We start from the raw sequence: 13,223 nt of genomic DNA, 5'->3' as shown, positions 1-13,223 counted from the left end.
GGCCAAGGCCGTCGCTGCCCTTCCGAAGCTGCCGTGGATGGGCAAGTGCGCGAGAAGGCCGACGTCCTATCAAGTTGCGTGCTGTGCACCCCTTTTGACGACCTTCCGGGCAGGCTGTCGCCTCATCCTCGTCCAGCCGTTGCCCACAGGAGCGTGACCAACTCAGTCGCCAGTGGGCTCTTCCTTCGGCTTGTGCGCGTTCGCGGAGCGGCATCGCCAGCTCGCGCGGGCCCTCTGTCAGGGGGCGCACGATGGCCGCGCCGCGATGTTCCGTACACCGCGTAGACATGGCCGAGGAGCGAATTCCCATGCCCCGGCATCCGTCCGCCAGCAGTCAGGCCGGTGAGTTCCGCCAGTTGCACGACGGTCGGCTCCGGGCTGCCCGGGCTCCAAGAAGAAGCTCGGGCTGCGTTAGGGCCTGTCCGATAGGCCAGGTCGCAAAGGCCGCGCCGTCAACCGCTACGACCCCCCAGCGCGGTGCCTTCGAAAGCGCGAGGCAGTGTTGGATGAGGTGGGAGGATCCGTTTCTGCCTTGCCAGCGTCGAACTCGCGGGCTCGCAGGACGGTCAAACAAGCGTGTGCGGCCATGGCCAGGGTCATGTGGCGGTGCCAGCCCGAGTAGCGGCGGACCTGGTAGTCGTCCAGGCCGCACTCCTGCTTGGCCGTCTGGAAGCATTCCTCAACAGCCCATCGGCTGCCCGCGATGCGGATCAACTCGTCCAACGTGGTGTCGGCCGGGCAGTAGGCGATGTAGTAGCAGATCTCGTCGGGCCTGCTGACGCTGCGGCGGGCCAGAACCCAGTGCCGACGGTCCTCGCGGCGAAAGGGCCACACCTCGACGCGGGCCCAGTCGAAGGACCGCAGGCCCTGAGCCCCGGCGCCGCAGGAACGGCGTTTCCACTTCTGCCGCGGCAGATTGGGAAACATCTCGTGGATGGGGTGCTCGATGGACCAGCGGGTGACGACGGTGTCGTGCCGGGTGGTGGCCATGACGTGGAAGACATCGGCTTGCTCAAGCTCGAAGCGCCAGACCTTGCTGAAGCCGTAGGCGGCATCCGCGGTCACCCACCCAAACGGGATCCGGTCGGCGATCGCCCGTCGGACCATCGCCTTGGCCATGGCCACCTTCGTCTCGAAGGTGATGGCGTCCTCGATGCCGGCCCGACGGCATCGCTCCCGGTCGTCCGTCCAGGAGGTGGGCAGATACAGACGGCGGTCGATCAGCGTGCGTCCGCGGTCGGTGGCGTAGGCCAGGAACACACCGATCTGGCAGTTCTCCGTCCGCCCGGCGGTGCCGGAGTACTGCCGTTGCACCCCTGCCGACCGGATTCCCTTCTTCAGGAAACCGGTGTCGTCGACGATAAGGACAGCGTCCCGGTCACCGAGCTGTTCGACGATGTAGCCGCGCACGTCGTCCAGGACCGCGTCGGCATCCCACTCGATCCGGTTCAGTAGACGGTGGATGCGATCGGGACTGGCGTGCCCGGCCTCCTCTGCCACAGTCCAGCCGTTCTTCCGCTCCAGCGGAGCGATCAGTCCTCGCATGTACGCCAGCGCCGACTGACGCGGCTCCGCCCGGCTGAACCGGTGCACGAACCGCTCGTGCAACGCGTCCAGTTCACCCGCCCACAACCTGGCATCAGCAAGTTCCCCACCCATAACCACACCAACGACCGATCTGGCCAGCAGTCGCGGCAAGCACCGCTGCAGTACTAGAGCCCGAGCTTGAACCCGTCGTGGCTGCGGATGAAGCCGAGCCCGGCATAGAAGCGGTGCGCACGCTCGCGCTGCTTGTTGCTCGTCAGCTGGACCAGTCCGCAGCCACGCGCGCGTGCCCGTGAGATCGCTCGTTCCATCAAGATCCGGCCCATCCCGCCGCCTCGCCGGTCCGCACGAATCCGCACGGCCTCGATCAGGGCCCGCTCGGCGCCTCCCTTGCCGAGCCCGGGGATGTACGTCGCCTGCAGACAGCCCACAACCGCCCCGCCAACTTGCCCGTCGGTGCCCTCGACCAGGACCAGCATCTCGTTGCGCGGGTCCGCGTCGATCGCCGCGAAGGCGTACTCGTGCGCCTCCGTGACCGTGACAGCCGCCGGGTCCACCACCCGCTCCTCATCGGCAAGCAGAGCGAGCACCACGGGCAGGTCGGCGCGGGTCGCGGGACGCAACGTAAGAACGGGGGCGGAAACGGGCTCAGCAGACATGCGCAGACCCTAACCGGCCCCTCGCGCGAAGCTGTCAACCAGCCCCCGCCGCCTGATCGCAACTTCAGACAGGCCCTGGAAGCAGCCGGTCGGGGTCCGAGCCAGCACTCCAGGGCTCTTCGAGGGCGGCGGAGGCCCGGATGGCAGCCTGCCCGAACGGCGGTCTTCCGGACGAAGGAACGCTCGACGAGCCGCAGCACCGGCGCTTGTTGGGGCAGACCCGCGGCCTGAGTCGCCAGGGCGATGCCAAAGGAGGTCCCGCTTTACCCCGGCCGAGCGCCCAGCGTTCCTGATCACCACCTGCTGCCCGAGCTGCCCGCCTTCGTACGAGGAGTGGGCACCGTCACCAAGCTGCGCGCCGTACCCCCCAAGCCCAAGTCCGTGCACGACCAGGCTCGACGCCAGGTCGAAGGCGACGGATACGCCTGTGACAAATTCACGGGCGAGCTGTTCACCGACCCCGATCGAAAGGTGAGTGGTCCGGCCCAGGCACAGTCGCCAGCCACACCGCGCGCACGCTCACCGGCCGGTCCGACCATATCGGTACCGAGCAGCAGCACCGCGACGCGCTGAGCCGCTGGGACCCCGTGAAGTACAAGCGGGTCACGCGTTGACGTACGCCGACCTCGGTGACGGCCTCGCCGCCCAGGCGCGAGCCGTCGAAGCCGTCGCCGACCTGGTCCCAGGCCCTGACGCTGATGGAAGGAAACAAGGAGTCCAGACGGGGTCAGTGGCGGGCGGCTCGACCCTCGGCTCGTGTGTGCTGGAAGAGGGTGCGGTACTCCTGGGGTGAGGTGCCGACATGCCGGTGGAAGGCTGCCCGGAGCGCGGCGGGGCTGCCGAGTCCGGTGAGCCGGCCGATCTGTTCGACAGGCACACCTGTCGTCTCCAGGAGTTCGCGCGCCCAGTCGATGCGGGCGCTGGTGAGCCAGGCCATCGGCGAGGTACCTGTTTCCTGCTGGAAGCGTCGGATGAACGTGCGGCGGGACATGGACGCACGGTGTGCCAGCGCGTCGAGGGTCTGACGGTGGTCGAGGTTCTCGAGCATCCAGCTCCTGATCGCCGCGAGGTCGTCACCTTGCGCGGCCGGACGGAAGCGCTCGACGAACTGCGCCTGACCACCGGCGCGTCGTGGTGGGGCCACGAGACGTCGCGCGCGAGCGTTGGCGGCCGCGGCACCGTGGTCCTTGCGGATGATGTGCAGGCACAGGTCGACGCCGGCGGTCACTCCGGCAGAAGTGAGGACGTCGCCGTCGTCGACGTAGAGCCGGTTCGGCAGAACGTCGATCCGTGGATACAGGCGTTGCAGGCGCCCGGTGTCCTGCCAGTGGGTCGTCGCGGGGCGGCCATCCAGCACGCCTGCGGCGGCCAGTGCAAACGCGCCCGTACAGATCGAGACCAGCCGTGCTCCCCGCTCGTGGGCGGAGCGGATCGCGGACAGGGCTGCCGCGGGCAGCAGTGCGTCCGGGTCTTCGTAGCCCGGGACGATTACGGTCTCGGCGTCCTCCAGTGCCTCCAGGCCGCAGGACGGGGTCACCGTGAAACCGCCGCTGCGCACCGGCCCGGCCGACGCGGCGGAGCAGACGGTGACGTTGTAGTGGGGATCGGGCCCGAACGCCTGGACCGGAATGCCCAGGTCGAGCGGGAGGACCCCCGGAACCACCAGCACTGCGACGCGGTGGACGTTCCCTGCCGACATGGCACGATCCTAGCGACGATGGGCTCTCGGGCCACTGTTGGTGTGCCGACCCGGTTCGTAGCGTGCGGGTATGACGTTCTCACTCGCTCTCCCCACCGGCCCCTTGGCTGATGCCGTCCTTTCAGCCGTGCGGACCTCGGAGAGTCCCTCGATCGCGAACCACAGCGTGCGCAGCTTCTACTTCGCGCAGCTCCTCGCCGTACACGAGGGGTGTCTGGACGATGCCGCCTACGACCGTGACCTGCTCTTCGCCGCGACCGTCATGCACGATCTCGGCGCCGGCGCCCTCGCGCACGGCGAGGCCCGATTCGAGGTGGAGGGCGCGGATCTCGCGGCTGCGGTACTGCGGGACCACGGTGTCGCCGAGGTGGACGTCGACCGCGTCTGGGAAGCGATCGCTCTGCATACCTCTCCCGGCATCGCCGAGCGCCGCGGCCTGCTGGCCTGGCTGACCCGCGGCGGCATAGGCATCGATTTCGGGCGTAACGCAGAGATCGTCTCCGCCTGGGAGCAGGAGATTCACGCCGCCTATCCACGGCTCGCCATGGTCCGGTCGCTGACGGACGCGATCGTGGAGCGGGCCGCCCGGTCCGACGCCGCGGCACCCCGGTACTCGCTCGGAGGCGAACTCCTGCGTGAGCGACGGGCCGACGGCATCACCGCCTTGGAACTCGGCGCCGCGTCCTGCCCCTGGGGGGAGTGAAACCAACGCGCTACGGCTTCGCCAAGGCCGAGACCCTGCGCCGCACCTTCCACACCTTCCACCGCAGGCTCGGTGTCGCCCCGTCCGGCTACCGGGCCCGGTTCCGCTCCGCCCAAGAACTCACCGCAGATATCCAACAAGCCATCTGAGTAAGGAAGATCGCATGACCGTCTACGGGCTGCTCGTCTTCGACGAGGCCGATGAGCTGGACATCGCAGGACCCTGGGAAGTCTTCAACCAGTCCGCCCTGCTGCGCGACGGCGCCGACACCGTACTCCTCGTCGCCGAGCGCCCTGGCCCCGTGCGGTGCGACAAGGGTCTGCGGGTTCTTCCCGACCACACCCTGGACGCCCATCCCCCGCTGGACGTCCTGTTGGTACCGGGCGGGCGGGGCGCGCGCGAGGTCGAAGTGCACAACCCCATAGTCACCGACTGGATCGCCAAAAACGCGACACGAGCCGACTGGGTGCACGGCGTGTGCACCGGCGCGTTCCTGCTGCACGCGGCGGGTCCGGCACGCGGGCGCCGCGTCGCCACACACTGGAGGCACGAGGACGAACTCAAAGCACGCGGCGACGTCACGATCGTGCGAGACGCCCGCTATGTCGTCGACGGAAACCTCCTCACCAGCCAGGGAGCCTCCGCCGGAATCGACAGCGCGCTGTGGCTCGTCGGCCGCCTGCATGGACGCGACCACGCCCGCACTGTAAGCCGTGCCATCCAATACGACCCGGCTCCCCCGTACCTCGCCGACGAGCCCGTCTAGCCGATCCATGTGTGGAGGAGTCCTGGACCACTAGGCGAAACGCGCCGCTGACTTATTGCGCGGTTGCCTCGACGGTGTCCTCCGACTTGCGGTTCAGCTTCGACTTGAGGTCGTTGAACCTCTTCTTGACGTTCGGCGTGGCCTTCGCGGCAACGATGCCCGCCGCGCCTACGGCTGCGCCCTTGATCACGTTCTCAAGACGCGCTGCGGGAACTCGGCGTCCAGGCCGAGAAAGGGCCGCACCTCGGCCATCTGCCAGCTCGTCCGGTCGCGAGTGGCAGCGGTACTGCGCCTAACAGTGAGATTGATCTTGGTCGGCTGGCACAGCGACCGGCGGTCGTGGGACAGTTTGGGCAAGCCTGCTGAACGGGCTCGTGGCGTGGCTACGGTCACCGCGTGCCGGTGGAATTCCTGACTCACGAGCAGGCCGCTATCTGGACCTCTCGTGTTCTTTTGCCGTGCTGGGCTGGGGCTCTTTGTCCCTGACAGCCAGCGACGTGCCGTATCAACCCCGGACCGCCGTATCGACGTGGCGTTCGCGACGCCGGGCGGCGAGGTCCTCGGCTGCGGCATCCCCACTGACCTCCCGGAGGCACCCTCAGGGCCGCCGGCACCGGCGACCATCTGCCGGTGCCGGCGGCCCTGCGGGTCCCGGCCGCGGGACAGCGGCCTACGGGCGCTGCTTGACCCGGTCGACGATCCCCCAGTCCACTACGTGCGACAGCTGGATGTACTTCTTCTTCCCGGAAGCCGAGATCCGCTCGTCGCGGAAGCCCAGGAATTCATACGACGCCGGGTCGAAGATCAGGTACTTGCTTTTGTAGGACCCGCGCTCGGTAGAGGCGATCCCCACCCCGGCCCGCCCGGCGGAGTCCTTCACTCCCGGGATCGTCTTGACGCCGGGCACAAGGGCCAGCGCCTCGTACGCCGCGGGGCGCAGTCCCTGGGGCAGCACCGGGTTCTTCAGGAGCTCGCCGAGCAGGAAGTAGGCCTCGAACCGATCGAGCTTGTCGAGATCGCTGATCGACCGGTCGTCGGACCCGCCGCGGGAGCCGAGGGAGATGATGGCCCAGATGAGCTTCTCCGGGTCTTGGGGCAGCTTCTTCAGCTCGCTCCACTTCCGGGGTGGCCACACCCCGCCGCCCTTCCCCGCGGGCTCCTCCCACATCTCGCGGCCCAGTTCCATGGACAAGGAGCGCTTGGAGACGTCCACCGAGTCCCACATCTCGTCGGTGTAGGTCTTGACCTTGCCGGTCTTCTGCTCCGTCTCCTTGATGATCCGCTTCGAGTAGATGAACTGGTCGTCGCGCGGCGCCACCGGCTCCTTCTCCTGCTCGCGCTCCCACTCCGCCGCCCCGTTCAGCACCGTCGCGGCGGCGTTCTCCACCCGCGGGGTGCTCGTGCCCGGTGCGCCGCCCTCGTCGGAGCCGTCCGTGCCGATCAGTACCGCCGTCCCCGTAACCGCCGTGGCGACCACCGCGGCCGCCGCGAGGCGTAGCGCATGGCGGCGACTGGGGCCGGTGCCGGTGCGCTGGTCCGTGTGGGCCATGGCGTTGAGCAGCTGGTGCCGGGCCCGGTCCCGGGCCGGACCGGTGAGCGGGGCCGCGTCCGCGTCCCACTCCCTCAAGAGTTCGAGTTCGTCATGCATGGTCGGATACCTCTCGCAGTGCCGTCGGATTGGATCCGCCCAATGCTTCGCGCAGCTTGCTGCGAGCCCGATGCAGCCGTGATCTGACCGTGCCCACGGGGATACTGAGGGCCTGGGCCGCCTCCTCGTAGCTGAGATCCCCCCAGGCCACCAGCAGCAGCACGTCCCGGTGCCGAGCGGGCAGTGCGGCCAGCGCCGCCGCCAACTCGCGGCGTACGGCCCGCGCCACCACCCGGTCCGCGGCCCGGTCGGCCAGCGGCTCGTCGTGGTCGGCGAGGGCCGGGACCCGGGCCATGGCCTTGAACCGGCGGGCCTCAGCCCGCCGATGCCGGCCGACCAAGTTGGTCGCTATGCCAAACAGCCAGGGCCGGGCGTCGGCGCCCGCGCCGCGGGCCGGGTCGTAGCGATGCCGCTGCTGGAATGCGGTGGTGAAGGTCTCCGCCACGAGGTCATCGGCGACCTCGCCGCCGAGGCGGCGGGCCGCATAGCGGTGCACGGCGTCGGCGTGCCGGTCGAAGAGCGCGGCGAACGCCTCGGGCTCATCCCGGGACCGCGCGATCACTGAGGCGTCGCTCTCCGCATCGGCACGCGCGGTGCCGATGCGGACGCCTGGTCCGACGGTCATCGGGGCTCCTCTCGTCCAAGGGACGATGCTCGAATACTTGGGCTTTCACCTGTCCTTCGCCCATCGCGCCGAAGCGGTTCCCTCAGCCCCCCCCCTCGGCGACACCGTGGTCTGCGGCCACGCCCACATGCCTTTCGTCCGCCTCGCCCACGGCCGGCTCGTGATCACCCCGGCAGCATCGGCCTGCCCCGACGGCGACAAGTACGCCTGGCAGGAGGCCAGGCGTCGGCAGTCCTCGGCCCGGATCTGTGTCGGGCACACCAACGCCGAGCTCCGCCAGTGGGCACCCCTGCGCAGGTTCACCGGACGGCGCGACACCTACGCCGAGACCCACCTCGCGATCGCCGGTCTCGTCTCCGACAGATCCGCCAGCGGGCCACCCGCCGACAGACGAGCACCGAGCTCGTCCGCGACACCACGTGCTGATCACCCATCAGCCGAACCTCAGGCCGGCACTCCCAGATCTCAATTTCCCCCGAGGCCGTTAGTCGAGCCCAGGCCGCGTACGAGGCGGATGAGAACGGTCTCATAGGGGCGCAGTTCGCCGAACAGTCGCTGCGCCTCGACGACTTCGGGAATCTCGGCAAGCGCCGCATCGAACTCGTGCACTGCGTCAGATCGGCTCAACGTGGCGAAGAGCAGGAGCTGACCTACGTCCCGGACGGCGTGGCAACGCGCCGGCGTCGGCCTCCAGGATGGGGCCCCGGAGAACCCATTCGCATCCTCAACGGCGGCGCCATGCTGGACAGCCTCGCCGCCCTCGGCCGCGGCCCCCGCCAGCTCAGGCACGTCCCTCGCCTGACCCCGCATACCAAGCAAGCGTCGGCGTGCCATCGGGGTCCAGCCCATGCGGCCACCGACGCTGAAGGACGAGGGGCATCAGTCTGCCTGCGTCGGCGGCTTGTCGGAGGAGGGCATCGGCACTGGCGACATCCCCGGATGCCTCATGGATGCGCGCCAAGGGAAGCAACACCGCTGACCTGCCCGAGTTGATGGCGGGTCGAAGGGTCGCCTCAGCCCGAGCCGTGTCTCCAGCCCTCCTCCACATCTCCGCCAGAGCGATCAGCGCATCCACCCCTCCTTCTCCGGCGATTCGCTGGAGAAGCTCTTCGGCGCCGACCAGGTCCCCGGCCCTTTCGCGCATCCGCGCCAGAGAGATCTGCGCGCGCCGGTTCCCCGCGTCGATCGCTTGCCGGGCGATCTCTTCGGCACCGGCATGGTCTCCAGACTTCTCCAGGACCCGCGTCAGATCAGTCAGCGCGTCCGTCGCGCCGTCTGCGACAGCTTTGCGGAGCGAGTCTTCGGCGCCGGCAAGGTCCCCGGACTCGGCTCGGATTCGGGCGAGTTGGATCAGGCCGAGCTGGTTGCCCTCGTCGATGGTCTTCGAGACAACGGTTTCGGCACCGACAACGTCCCCGGACCCGGCCAGCATCCGTGCCAGGTAGTAGGCGGCTCGGTGATTACCTGACGCGGTGAGCTCTCGAAGGATGACTTCGGCACCGTCGTAGTCCTTCATCCTCCTGCGGATGAGCCCGAGGGAGATCTGGGCATCGGAATCGCCTAGGTAGGCGAGCTCTTGGTACACGGCTTCGGCATCGGCGTAGTCTCCGGCCCTCTGCCTCATCCGGGCCAGAGCGGGCAAGCTCTCGCGTTCCCCCGCTGCGTCGGCCTTCCGGAAGAAGGACTCAGCGGCGGCCAGATCACCGAACTCCCGGCACATCAAGCCCAGGGAGTAGACAGCGCGCGTGTTGCCGGCGGCAACAGCTCGGCGGAACAAGTGGTAGGCCCACTGGAGCCGGTGCCGCGCCCTGGCTGCGCGGCCCAGCGCACAGAGCTCCTCAGGGTGGCGCAGATGGGTATGGGCGGCGTGCCAGAAAGAGGCGGGTGGGCACACCTTTCGGCGGGTGGAGCGGCCGTGCTGCTCGAGGTAGTCGGCCAACCGGAACACCGGCCCCGAGGTCGGCTCTGGCGGGTCGGTGAACGATGGATCACCAGGCGGGTGACGCTTGGGTCGTGGTGCGGTGCGGCGCAGGGGCGCCTGCTTGCCGTGGACCGGGCGGGCGAGGTCGGCGAAGGCGGCTTCCGCCCAGTCCTCCTCCAGATGATCGAAGTCGTGGTCGCTGAAGTAATCGGTCGCGGCGTCAACAAGGAAGGCGTACGGGACGTGCAGGCCGACGCCCAGGCGCCGGGCATCCATGGCTGCCTCCAGCACGGCCCTTACGCCCGGCGTGCCCTGCTGGTAGCGGCGCAGAAGTTCGGGGGCCCCGGCCAGGTCCTGGGTGACCCGCCCATCACCGCGGGTTCGAGTGAGCGCGCTGCGCAGCAGGACGTCACCGTCCCCCGCGAGCGCTGCCGCGCGGCGGAGTGCCTCGTCGTCGAACGACTCCGGAACAGTGACCGTACGTCCGGCGAGCAGCTCGCGCACACGGCTGTGCGGGTCCTCGGCCCGCGGCGGGGGCACGGCGGTGTAGGCGTCGGCGTACTCGGGCCACAAGGTGCCCAGGATCAGGTTCGGCCCGCATTCGGGCTTGGTGAGCAGGCTGTGCAGCGCGGCGGCGACGCGCTCACCTGTCCGCGGTTCACCGAAGTAGTGCTGCGCCTCGTTGAGCCACACCACCGTGCGCGGGCGCACATGCGCGAGGCCATCCAGCAGGGCCTCTGACCGTGTGGGGTCGAAAGGGTGCCACAACCTCCACCCCTCGTCCGCCAGCGGTTGAACGGCTTCCCAGCAGGCTCGGGTCTTACCGGTCGAGGATGTCCCCACCAACACCACCATGCGGCTGTGACCTTGAGCCACGTCACGTACCGCACCGGCCAGGACCTGGTCATGTTCCCGCGCGACGTATCCGGAGAGCATCGGCTGCGGACGGCTGGTACCCCTTCCGTGCAGGACGGGCCCGGCGGGGTGAACCTCCAGGTCGTAGGGGTCCCACTCACTGATGGGCTTGCCTGGACCTTGCCGAGGAGCAGGATCATCGCCGGCGGCTTGCCGGCGAAGGTCCAACAATTCCCGAGTGGGCAGCCGCAGCACGCGGGCCAAGGCCGCCACCGTCTCGGCTGACGGCGGGAGAGCGGCGTCGCTCTGAAACGCCTGCTGCACGGTCGTACGACCCAGCCCGGCTTGGGCGGCCAGTTGTGTCTTGTTCAGTCGAGCGGACGCCAGTCCCGCACTCAGTCTGCGGCGCAACTCGGCAAAGGCCGCCTCACGCTCTTCCTGCCCGTCGTGCACTCATCCTCCGGCTGATGTGTTCACCTGTGGCCGCCTTCGTTCAGCCGAACCCCGGCAAACAGCTCCCTCACCATCCTCGGTCATGTCACTGTCCCCGTCAGCCACAGGGAGCCCCTTCGTGCCCGGTCTCGCCGTCGTTCTGATCACTGCCGCCCTCGTGGTCATCGTCGCCCTCCTGGCTGCGGCCGGCGCGGGCAAACTCGCCCGCCTCGACGGCGCCGGCTACCCCGCCGCTCTCGTACGGGCCGCCGCCACATTCGCCGCAGTCCTCACCCTCGCCGCCGCAGTCACCACCGCGCTCGACGCAGTCCTCACGTAGGAGGGAAAGCGACAGGCCTGCCCGACGCCCCGCGGTGCACACCGTGATCCGTAGCTGTCTACGAGCCCTCGTCGGACCCAGCCGCGGGCCCATGGGGGCGCGATGGCCGGATCTGCGTCTGGAGTTGGCGACGTGCGCTCTTGCCGCGCTCGGCTGGTGCGGGCACGGTGTGCCCCGTGATGCGGGGGGCCTTCCGACAGCGACTGGCCGGGAGCCGATCCCCCGTGGCGACGACGGAGTACGGGGGGCCGATGTCCGAGAGAGCAGACTTAACGAGAAGACGAGCGACGGTCGTTGGCGCGTGCGCCGCGACGGTGACGATGATGGCCGCAGGTTGCTCGTCGGACAACGAAGGAGCGGCTGCGCCGCGCAGCTCCACGGCGTCGAGCAGTGGGAGCGTGCCGCGCGCGGGTCCGAGTCCGTCGGAGTCCCCGAGCAGCACGACCACGGCCCCGTCGAAGCCCGCTCGGTACCCGAAGAACCAGGGCGGGGCGCTGGCGTTGGCGCGTGAGGTCGCGGCCATGCCGGAGGACTGGGGGCCGGGGTACGTCAGGAAGTCACCGTTCGAGAGCGACCCGGCGACCTGGGCGAAGCTGGACGGATCCTGTTCCTGGCGGCGCGTTCCGCTGCCGACGGATGTCCTGGCGAGCCTGTCCCGCCACAGCGAACTGCCCGCCGCGGACGGCAAGGGCCCGGCGCGGATGACGGCGATCGTCACCGTGCACCGCACACCCAAGGGGGCCAAACGCGAGCTCGACTCCATGCTCAAGGAGACCCTGGACTGCCCGGAACAGCAGCTGGGCGGCGGTGAGAAGCTGACTGGACTGCTGTCGGCGATCCCGCCTCAGCCGGTGCCCAACACTGACGAGACGCTGCAGGAGATGGGCCGGTACCACGCGGCGGACGGCTCCGGGCCGTTCTACTACCACTGGTGGATGATGCGTAAGGGGCCGGTGACCGTGACGGTCACGGCCAGCGGCGGTCCTGGGCGCGGCAAAGAGGAGCTGAGCTCGACCGAGGCCCGCACGGCCGCGGCGATGCTGGTCCGGCTGGCGGGCGAGACGGGTGGTCGGTGAGCGGACGGCTGTGCGACTCCGATCCGGCCCGGATCGGGCCGTACCGGCTCCTCGGCCGGCTCGGCGCCGGCGGCATGGGCGTGGTGTATCTGGGGCGCTCGCCGGGCGGGCGCCACGTGGCGATCAAGACCATCCATGCCCAGCACGCCGATGACGAGGACTTCCGGCAGCGGTTCGGCCGCGAGGTCGCCCTCGCCCGGAACGTCACCTCCCGGTGGGTCACCCCCGTCCTGGACGCCGACACCGAGGCGGCCGCGCCGTGGCTGGCCACCGGTTGCCGTTCGACCACGTACTCCTCACCCACCTCACGATTGCTCCCGGCCGTCACGAGCTGGTGCTTGCGTACAGCGTCTGCGCCCCTCTCCTGCTGTCGGGCTCGGCTGTTCCCTGGCTTCCGGTAGCCATCAGGAATGTCGCGCCGACGGTCAGCGTCTCTTAGCGGGTGGCTGAGAAGCCCTGCTCAGGACAGGTGAGTTGGTCGTGCCTGCGCTGGTGGAGGCCGGGGTAGCCGGGCAACTACTCGCGTAGGTGACGGATCTGCCTGGTGTGGCTACCGCTGGCAAAGCCGGGTGGGTAGCCGAGGACGCCCTCCCCTTGGCCGACCGTGCCGCCGGCTGCCTGGTCCTCCAATACGGCCGACGCACCGACCGCGTCGTCAACCTCACCACCGACGACGTCCAGGCGCACTCAGTCGAGAACGGCGTCCTCGGCCTCCAGCTCGGCCGTGCCCCTCTCTGGCTACGCCCGCGGCTCTCGGCTCTCCTCCGAGCGCTGATCGACCAGCGCCGCTCGCTCGCCGCCTTGCTGCGGACCTGCGAGACGCCCTACCTCTTCCCTTGGGCTCCGCCCGCGACCGCCCGATCATCTCCGCCACGCTCCAGCATCGCCTGAAACGCTTGGGCGTCCCGTACGCGCTTCCTTGAACCGGGCCGCCCTCAGCGTGACCTACAACAG

The 13,223-nt window shown here is 69.3% G+C and carries 14 protein-coding genes and 3 pseudogenes; 9 read left to right on the top strand and 8 right to left on the bottom strand.

All coding sequences use genetic code 11. The features are described from left to right. Positions 1-459: 459 nt before the first annotated feature. Together AC0KTA_RS26185 and AC0KTA_RS26180 are read right to left on the bottom strand one after the other, a co-directional pair. Positions 460-1,659 carry an IS701 family transposase gene (locus AC0KTA_RS26185; RefSeq protein ID WP_481050664.1) on the bottom strand — a complete coding sequence of 400 codons (1,200 nt, stop codon included), beginning with the start codon at positions 1,657-1,659 and terminating at the stop codon, positions 460-462. 53 nt (positions 1,660-1,712) lie between these two features. Next, a complete protein-coding gene (locus AC0KTA_RS26180; RefSeq protein WP_481050663.1) occupies positions 1,713-2,204 on the bottom strand; it encodes an N-acetyltransferase family protein in 492 nt (163 codons plus the stop codon). Between the two features lie 479 nt (positions 2,205-2,683). On the opposite strand from AC0KTA_RS26180, the pseudogene AC0KTA_RS26175 reads away from it, so the two are divergent. After that, a pseudogene (locus AC0KTA_RS26175) lies at positions 2,684-2,926 on the top strand (tetratricopeptide repeat protein); the annotation flags it as partial. A gap of 5 nt (positions 2,927-2,931) precedes the next feature. Here the strand turns inward: AC0KTA_RS26175 and AC0KTA_RS26170 are convergent. Continuing rightward, entirely contained in the window at positions 2,932-3,903 is a 972-nt protein-coding gene (locus tag AC0KTA_RS26170) for a GlxA family transcriptional regulator (RefSeq protein WP_481050662.1), read from the bottom strand. 70 nt (positions 3,904-3,973) lie between these two features. Between AC0KTA_RS26170 and AC0KTA_RS26165 the strand changes: the two genes are divergently transcribed. The 3 genes from AC0KTA_RS26165 to AC0KTA_RS26155 are packed head-to-tail and all read left to right on the top strand — an operon-like array spanning position 3,974 to position 5,372. After that, positions 3,974-4,606: an HD domain-containing protein gene (locus AC0KTA_RS26165; RefSeq protein ID WP_481050661.1), complete on the top strand. Its 633-nt coding sequence runs from the start codon at positions 3,974-3,976 to the stop codon at positions 4,604-4,606. After that, complete coding sequence (locus tag AC0KTA_RS26160; protein ID WP_481056738.1) at positions 4,603-4,755, top strand: hypothetical protein; 153 nt, start codon at positions 4,603-4,605, stop codon at positions 4,753-4,755. Before AC0KTA_RS26165 ends, AC0KTA_RS26160 begins: the two co-directional genes overlap by 4 nt. A 14-nt stretch (positions 4,756-4,769) precedes the next feature. After that, the gene (locus AC0KTA_RS26155) at positions 4,770-5,372 is read left to right on the top strand and encodes a DJ-1/PfpI family protein (protein ID WP_481050660.1); all 603 of its coding nucleotides are present in this window, start codon (positions 4,770-4,772) and stop codon (positions 5,370-5,372) included. Positions 5,373-5,424: 52 nt separating this feature from the next. Here AC0KTA_RS26155 and AC0KTA_RS26150 read toward each other — a convergent pair whose 3' ends face one another. After that, positions 5,425-5,562, bottom strand: coding sequence for a hypothetical protein (locus tag AC0KTA_RS26150; protein ID WP_481050659.1), 138 nt, complete (start codon positions 5,560-5,562; stop codon positions 5,425-5,427). Positions 5,563-5,883: 321 nt separating this feature from the next. Between AC0KTA_RS26150 and AC0KTA_RS26145 the strand changes: the two are divergent. Continuing rightward, positions 5,884-6,059: pseudogene (locus AC0KTA_RS26145) on the top strand (endonuclease/exonuclease/phosphatase family protein); the annotation flags it as partial. Here the strand turns inward: AC0KTA_RS26145 and AC0KTA_RS26140 are convergent. The 4 genes from AC0KTA_RS26140 to AC0KTA_RS26125 all read right to left on the bottom strand — a co-directional run bounded on the left by AC0KTA_RS26140 (position 6,043) and on the right by AC0KTA_RS26125 (position 10,874). Then, entirely contained in the window at positions 6,043-7,020 is a 978-nt protein-coding gene (locus AC0KTA_RS26140; protein WP_481050658.1) for a CU044_5270 family protein, read from the bottom strand. The pseudogene AC0KTA_RS26145 and the gene AC0KTA_RS26140 sit on opposite strands and share 17 nt — an antisense overlap. Then, positions 7,013-7,645, bottom strand: a complete 633-nt coding sequence (locus tag AC0KTA_RS26135; RefSeq protein ID WP_481050657.1) for an RNA polymerase sigma factor — start codon at positions 7,643-7,645, stop codon at positions 7,013-7,015. The genes AC0KTA_RS26140 and AC0KTA_RS26135 overlap by 8 nt, the downstream gene beginning before the upstream one ends. 465 nt (positions 7,646-8,110) lie before the next feature. Further along, positions 8,111-8,254 carry a hypothetical protein gene (locus AC0KTA_RS26130; protein ID WP_481050656.1) on the bottom strand — a complete coding sequence of 48 codons (144 nt, stop codon included), beginning with the start codon at positions 8,252-8,254 and terminating at the stop codon, positions 8,111-8,113. 172 nt (positions 8,255-8,426) lie between these two features. Further along, positions 8,427-10,874, bottom strand: coding sequence for a tetratricopeptide repeat protein (locus AC0KTA_RS26125; protein ID WP_481050655.1), 2,448 nt, complete (start codon positions 10,872-10,874; stop codon positions 8,427-8,429). A 118-nt stretch (positions 10,875-10,992) separates the two neighbouring features. Between AC0KTA_RS26125 and AC0KTA_RS26120 the strand changes: the two genes are divergently transcribed. From AC0KTA_RS26120 to AC0KTA_RS26105, 4 genes and pseudogenes are all read left to right on the top strand, one after another. Further along, on the top strand, positions 10,993-11,193 hold the full coding sequence (locus AC0KTA_RS26120; protein ID WP_481050654.1) for a hypothetical protein: 201 nt from the start codon (positions 10,993-10,995) through the stop codon (positions 11,191-11,193). 521 nt (positions 11,194-11,714) lie between these two features. After that, positions 11,715-12,269, top strand: coding sequence for a hypothetical protein (locus AC0KTA_RS26115; RefSeq protein WP_481050653.1), 555 nt, complete (start codon positions 11,715-11,717; stop codon positions 12,267-12,269). Further along, a pseudogene (locus tag AC0KTA_RS26110) lies at positions 12,266-12,541 on the top strand (bifunctional serine/threonine-protein kinase/ABC transporter substrate-binding protein); the annotation flags it as partial. The gene AC0KTA_RS26115 and the pseudogene AC0KTA_RS26110, both read left to right, overlap by 4 nt. A 322-nt stretch (positions 12,542-12,863) precedes the next feature. Continuing rightward, positions 12,864-13,160, top strand: a complete 297-nt coding sequence (locus AC0KTA_RS26105; RefSeq protein WP_481050652.1) for a hypothetical protein — start codon at positions 12,864-12,866, stop codon at positions 13,158-13,160. Positions 13,161-13,223 lie beyond the last annotated feature (63 nt).

This window comes from Streptomyces sp. Y309 (genome assembly GCF_056712025.1).
The sequence above is the reverse complement of the archived record's forward strand: the minus strand, read 5'-3'. Positions and strand labels throughout refer to the sequence as shown.

Coding starts and splice junctions, on each gene's coding strand:
- AC0KTA_RS26155 (WP_481050660.1), top strand. CDS start 4,770: ATGACCGTCTACGGGCTGCTCGTCTTCGACGAGGCCGATGAGCTGGAC.
- AC0KTA_RS26115 (WP_481050653.1), top strand. CDS start 11,715: ATGCCGGAGGACTGGGGGCCGGGGTACGTCAGGAAGTCACCGTTCGAG.
- AC0KTA_RS26170 (WP_481050662.1), bottom strand. CDS start 3,903: ATGTCGGCAGGGAACGTCCACCGCGTCGCAGTGCTGGTGGTTCCGGGG.
- AC0KTA_RS26165 (WP_481050661.1), top strand. CDS start 3,974: ATGACGTTCTCACTCGCTCTCCCCACCGGCCCCTTGGCTGATGCCGTC.
- AC0KTA_RS26135 (WP_481050657.1), bottom strand. CDS start 7,645: ATGACCGTCGGACCAGGCGTCCGCATCGGCACCGCGCGTGCCGATGCG.
- AC0KTA_RS26185 (WP_481050664.1), bottom strand. CDS start 1,659: ATGGGTGGGGAACTTGCTGATGCCAGGTTGTGGGCGGGTGAACTGGAC.
- AC0KTA_RS26180 (WP_481050663.1), bottom strand. CDS start 2,204: ATGTCTGCTGAGCCCGTTTCCGCCCCCGTTCTTACGTTGCGTCCCGCG.
- AC0KTA_RS26140 (WP_481050658.1), bottom strand. CDS start 7,020: ATGCATGACGAACTCGAACTCTTGAGGGAGTGGGACGCGGACGCGGCC.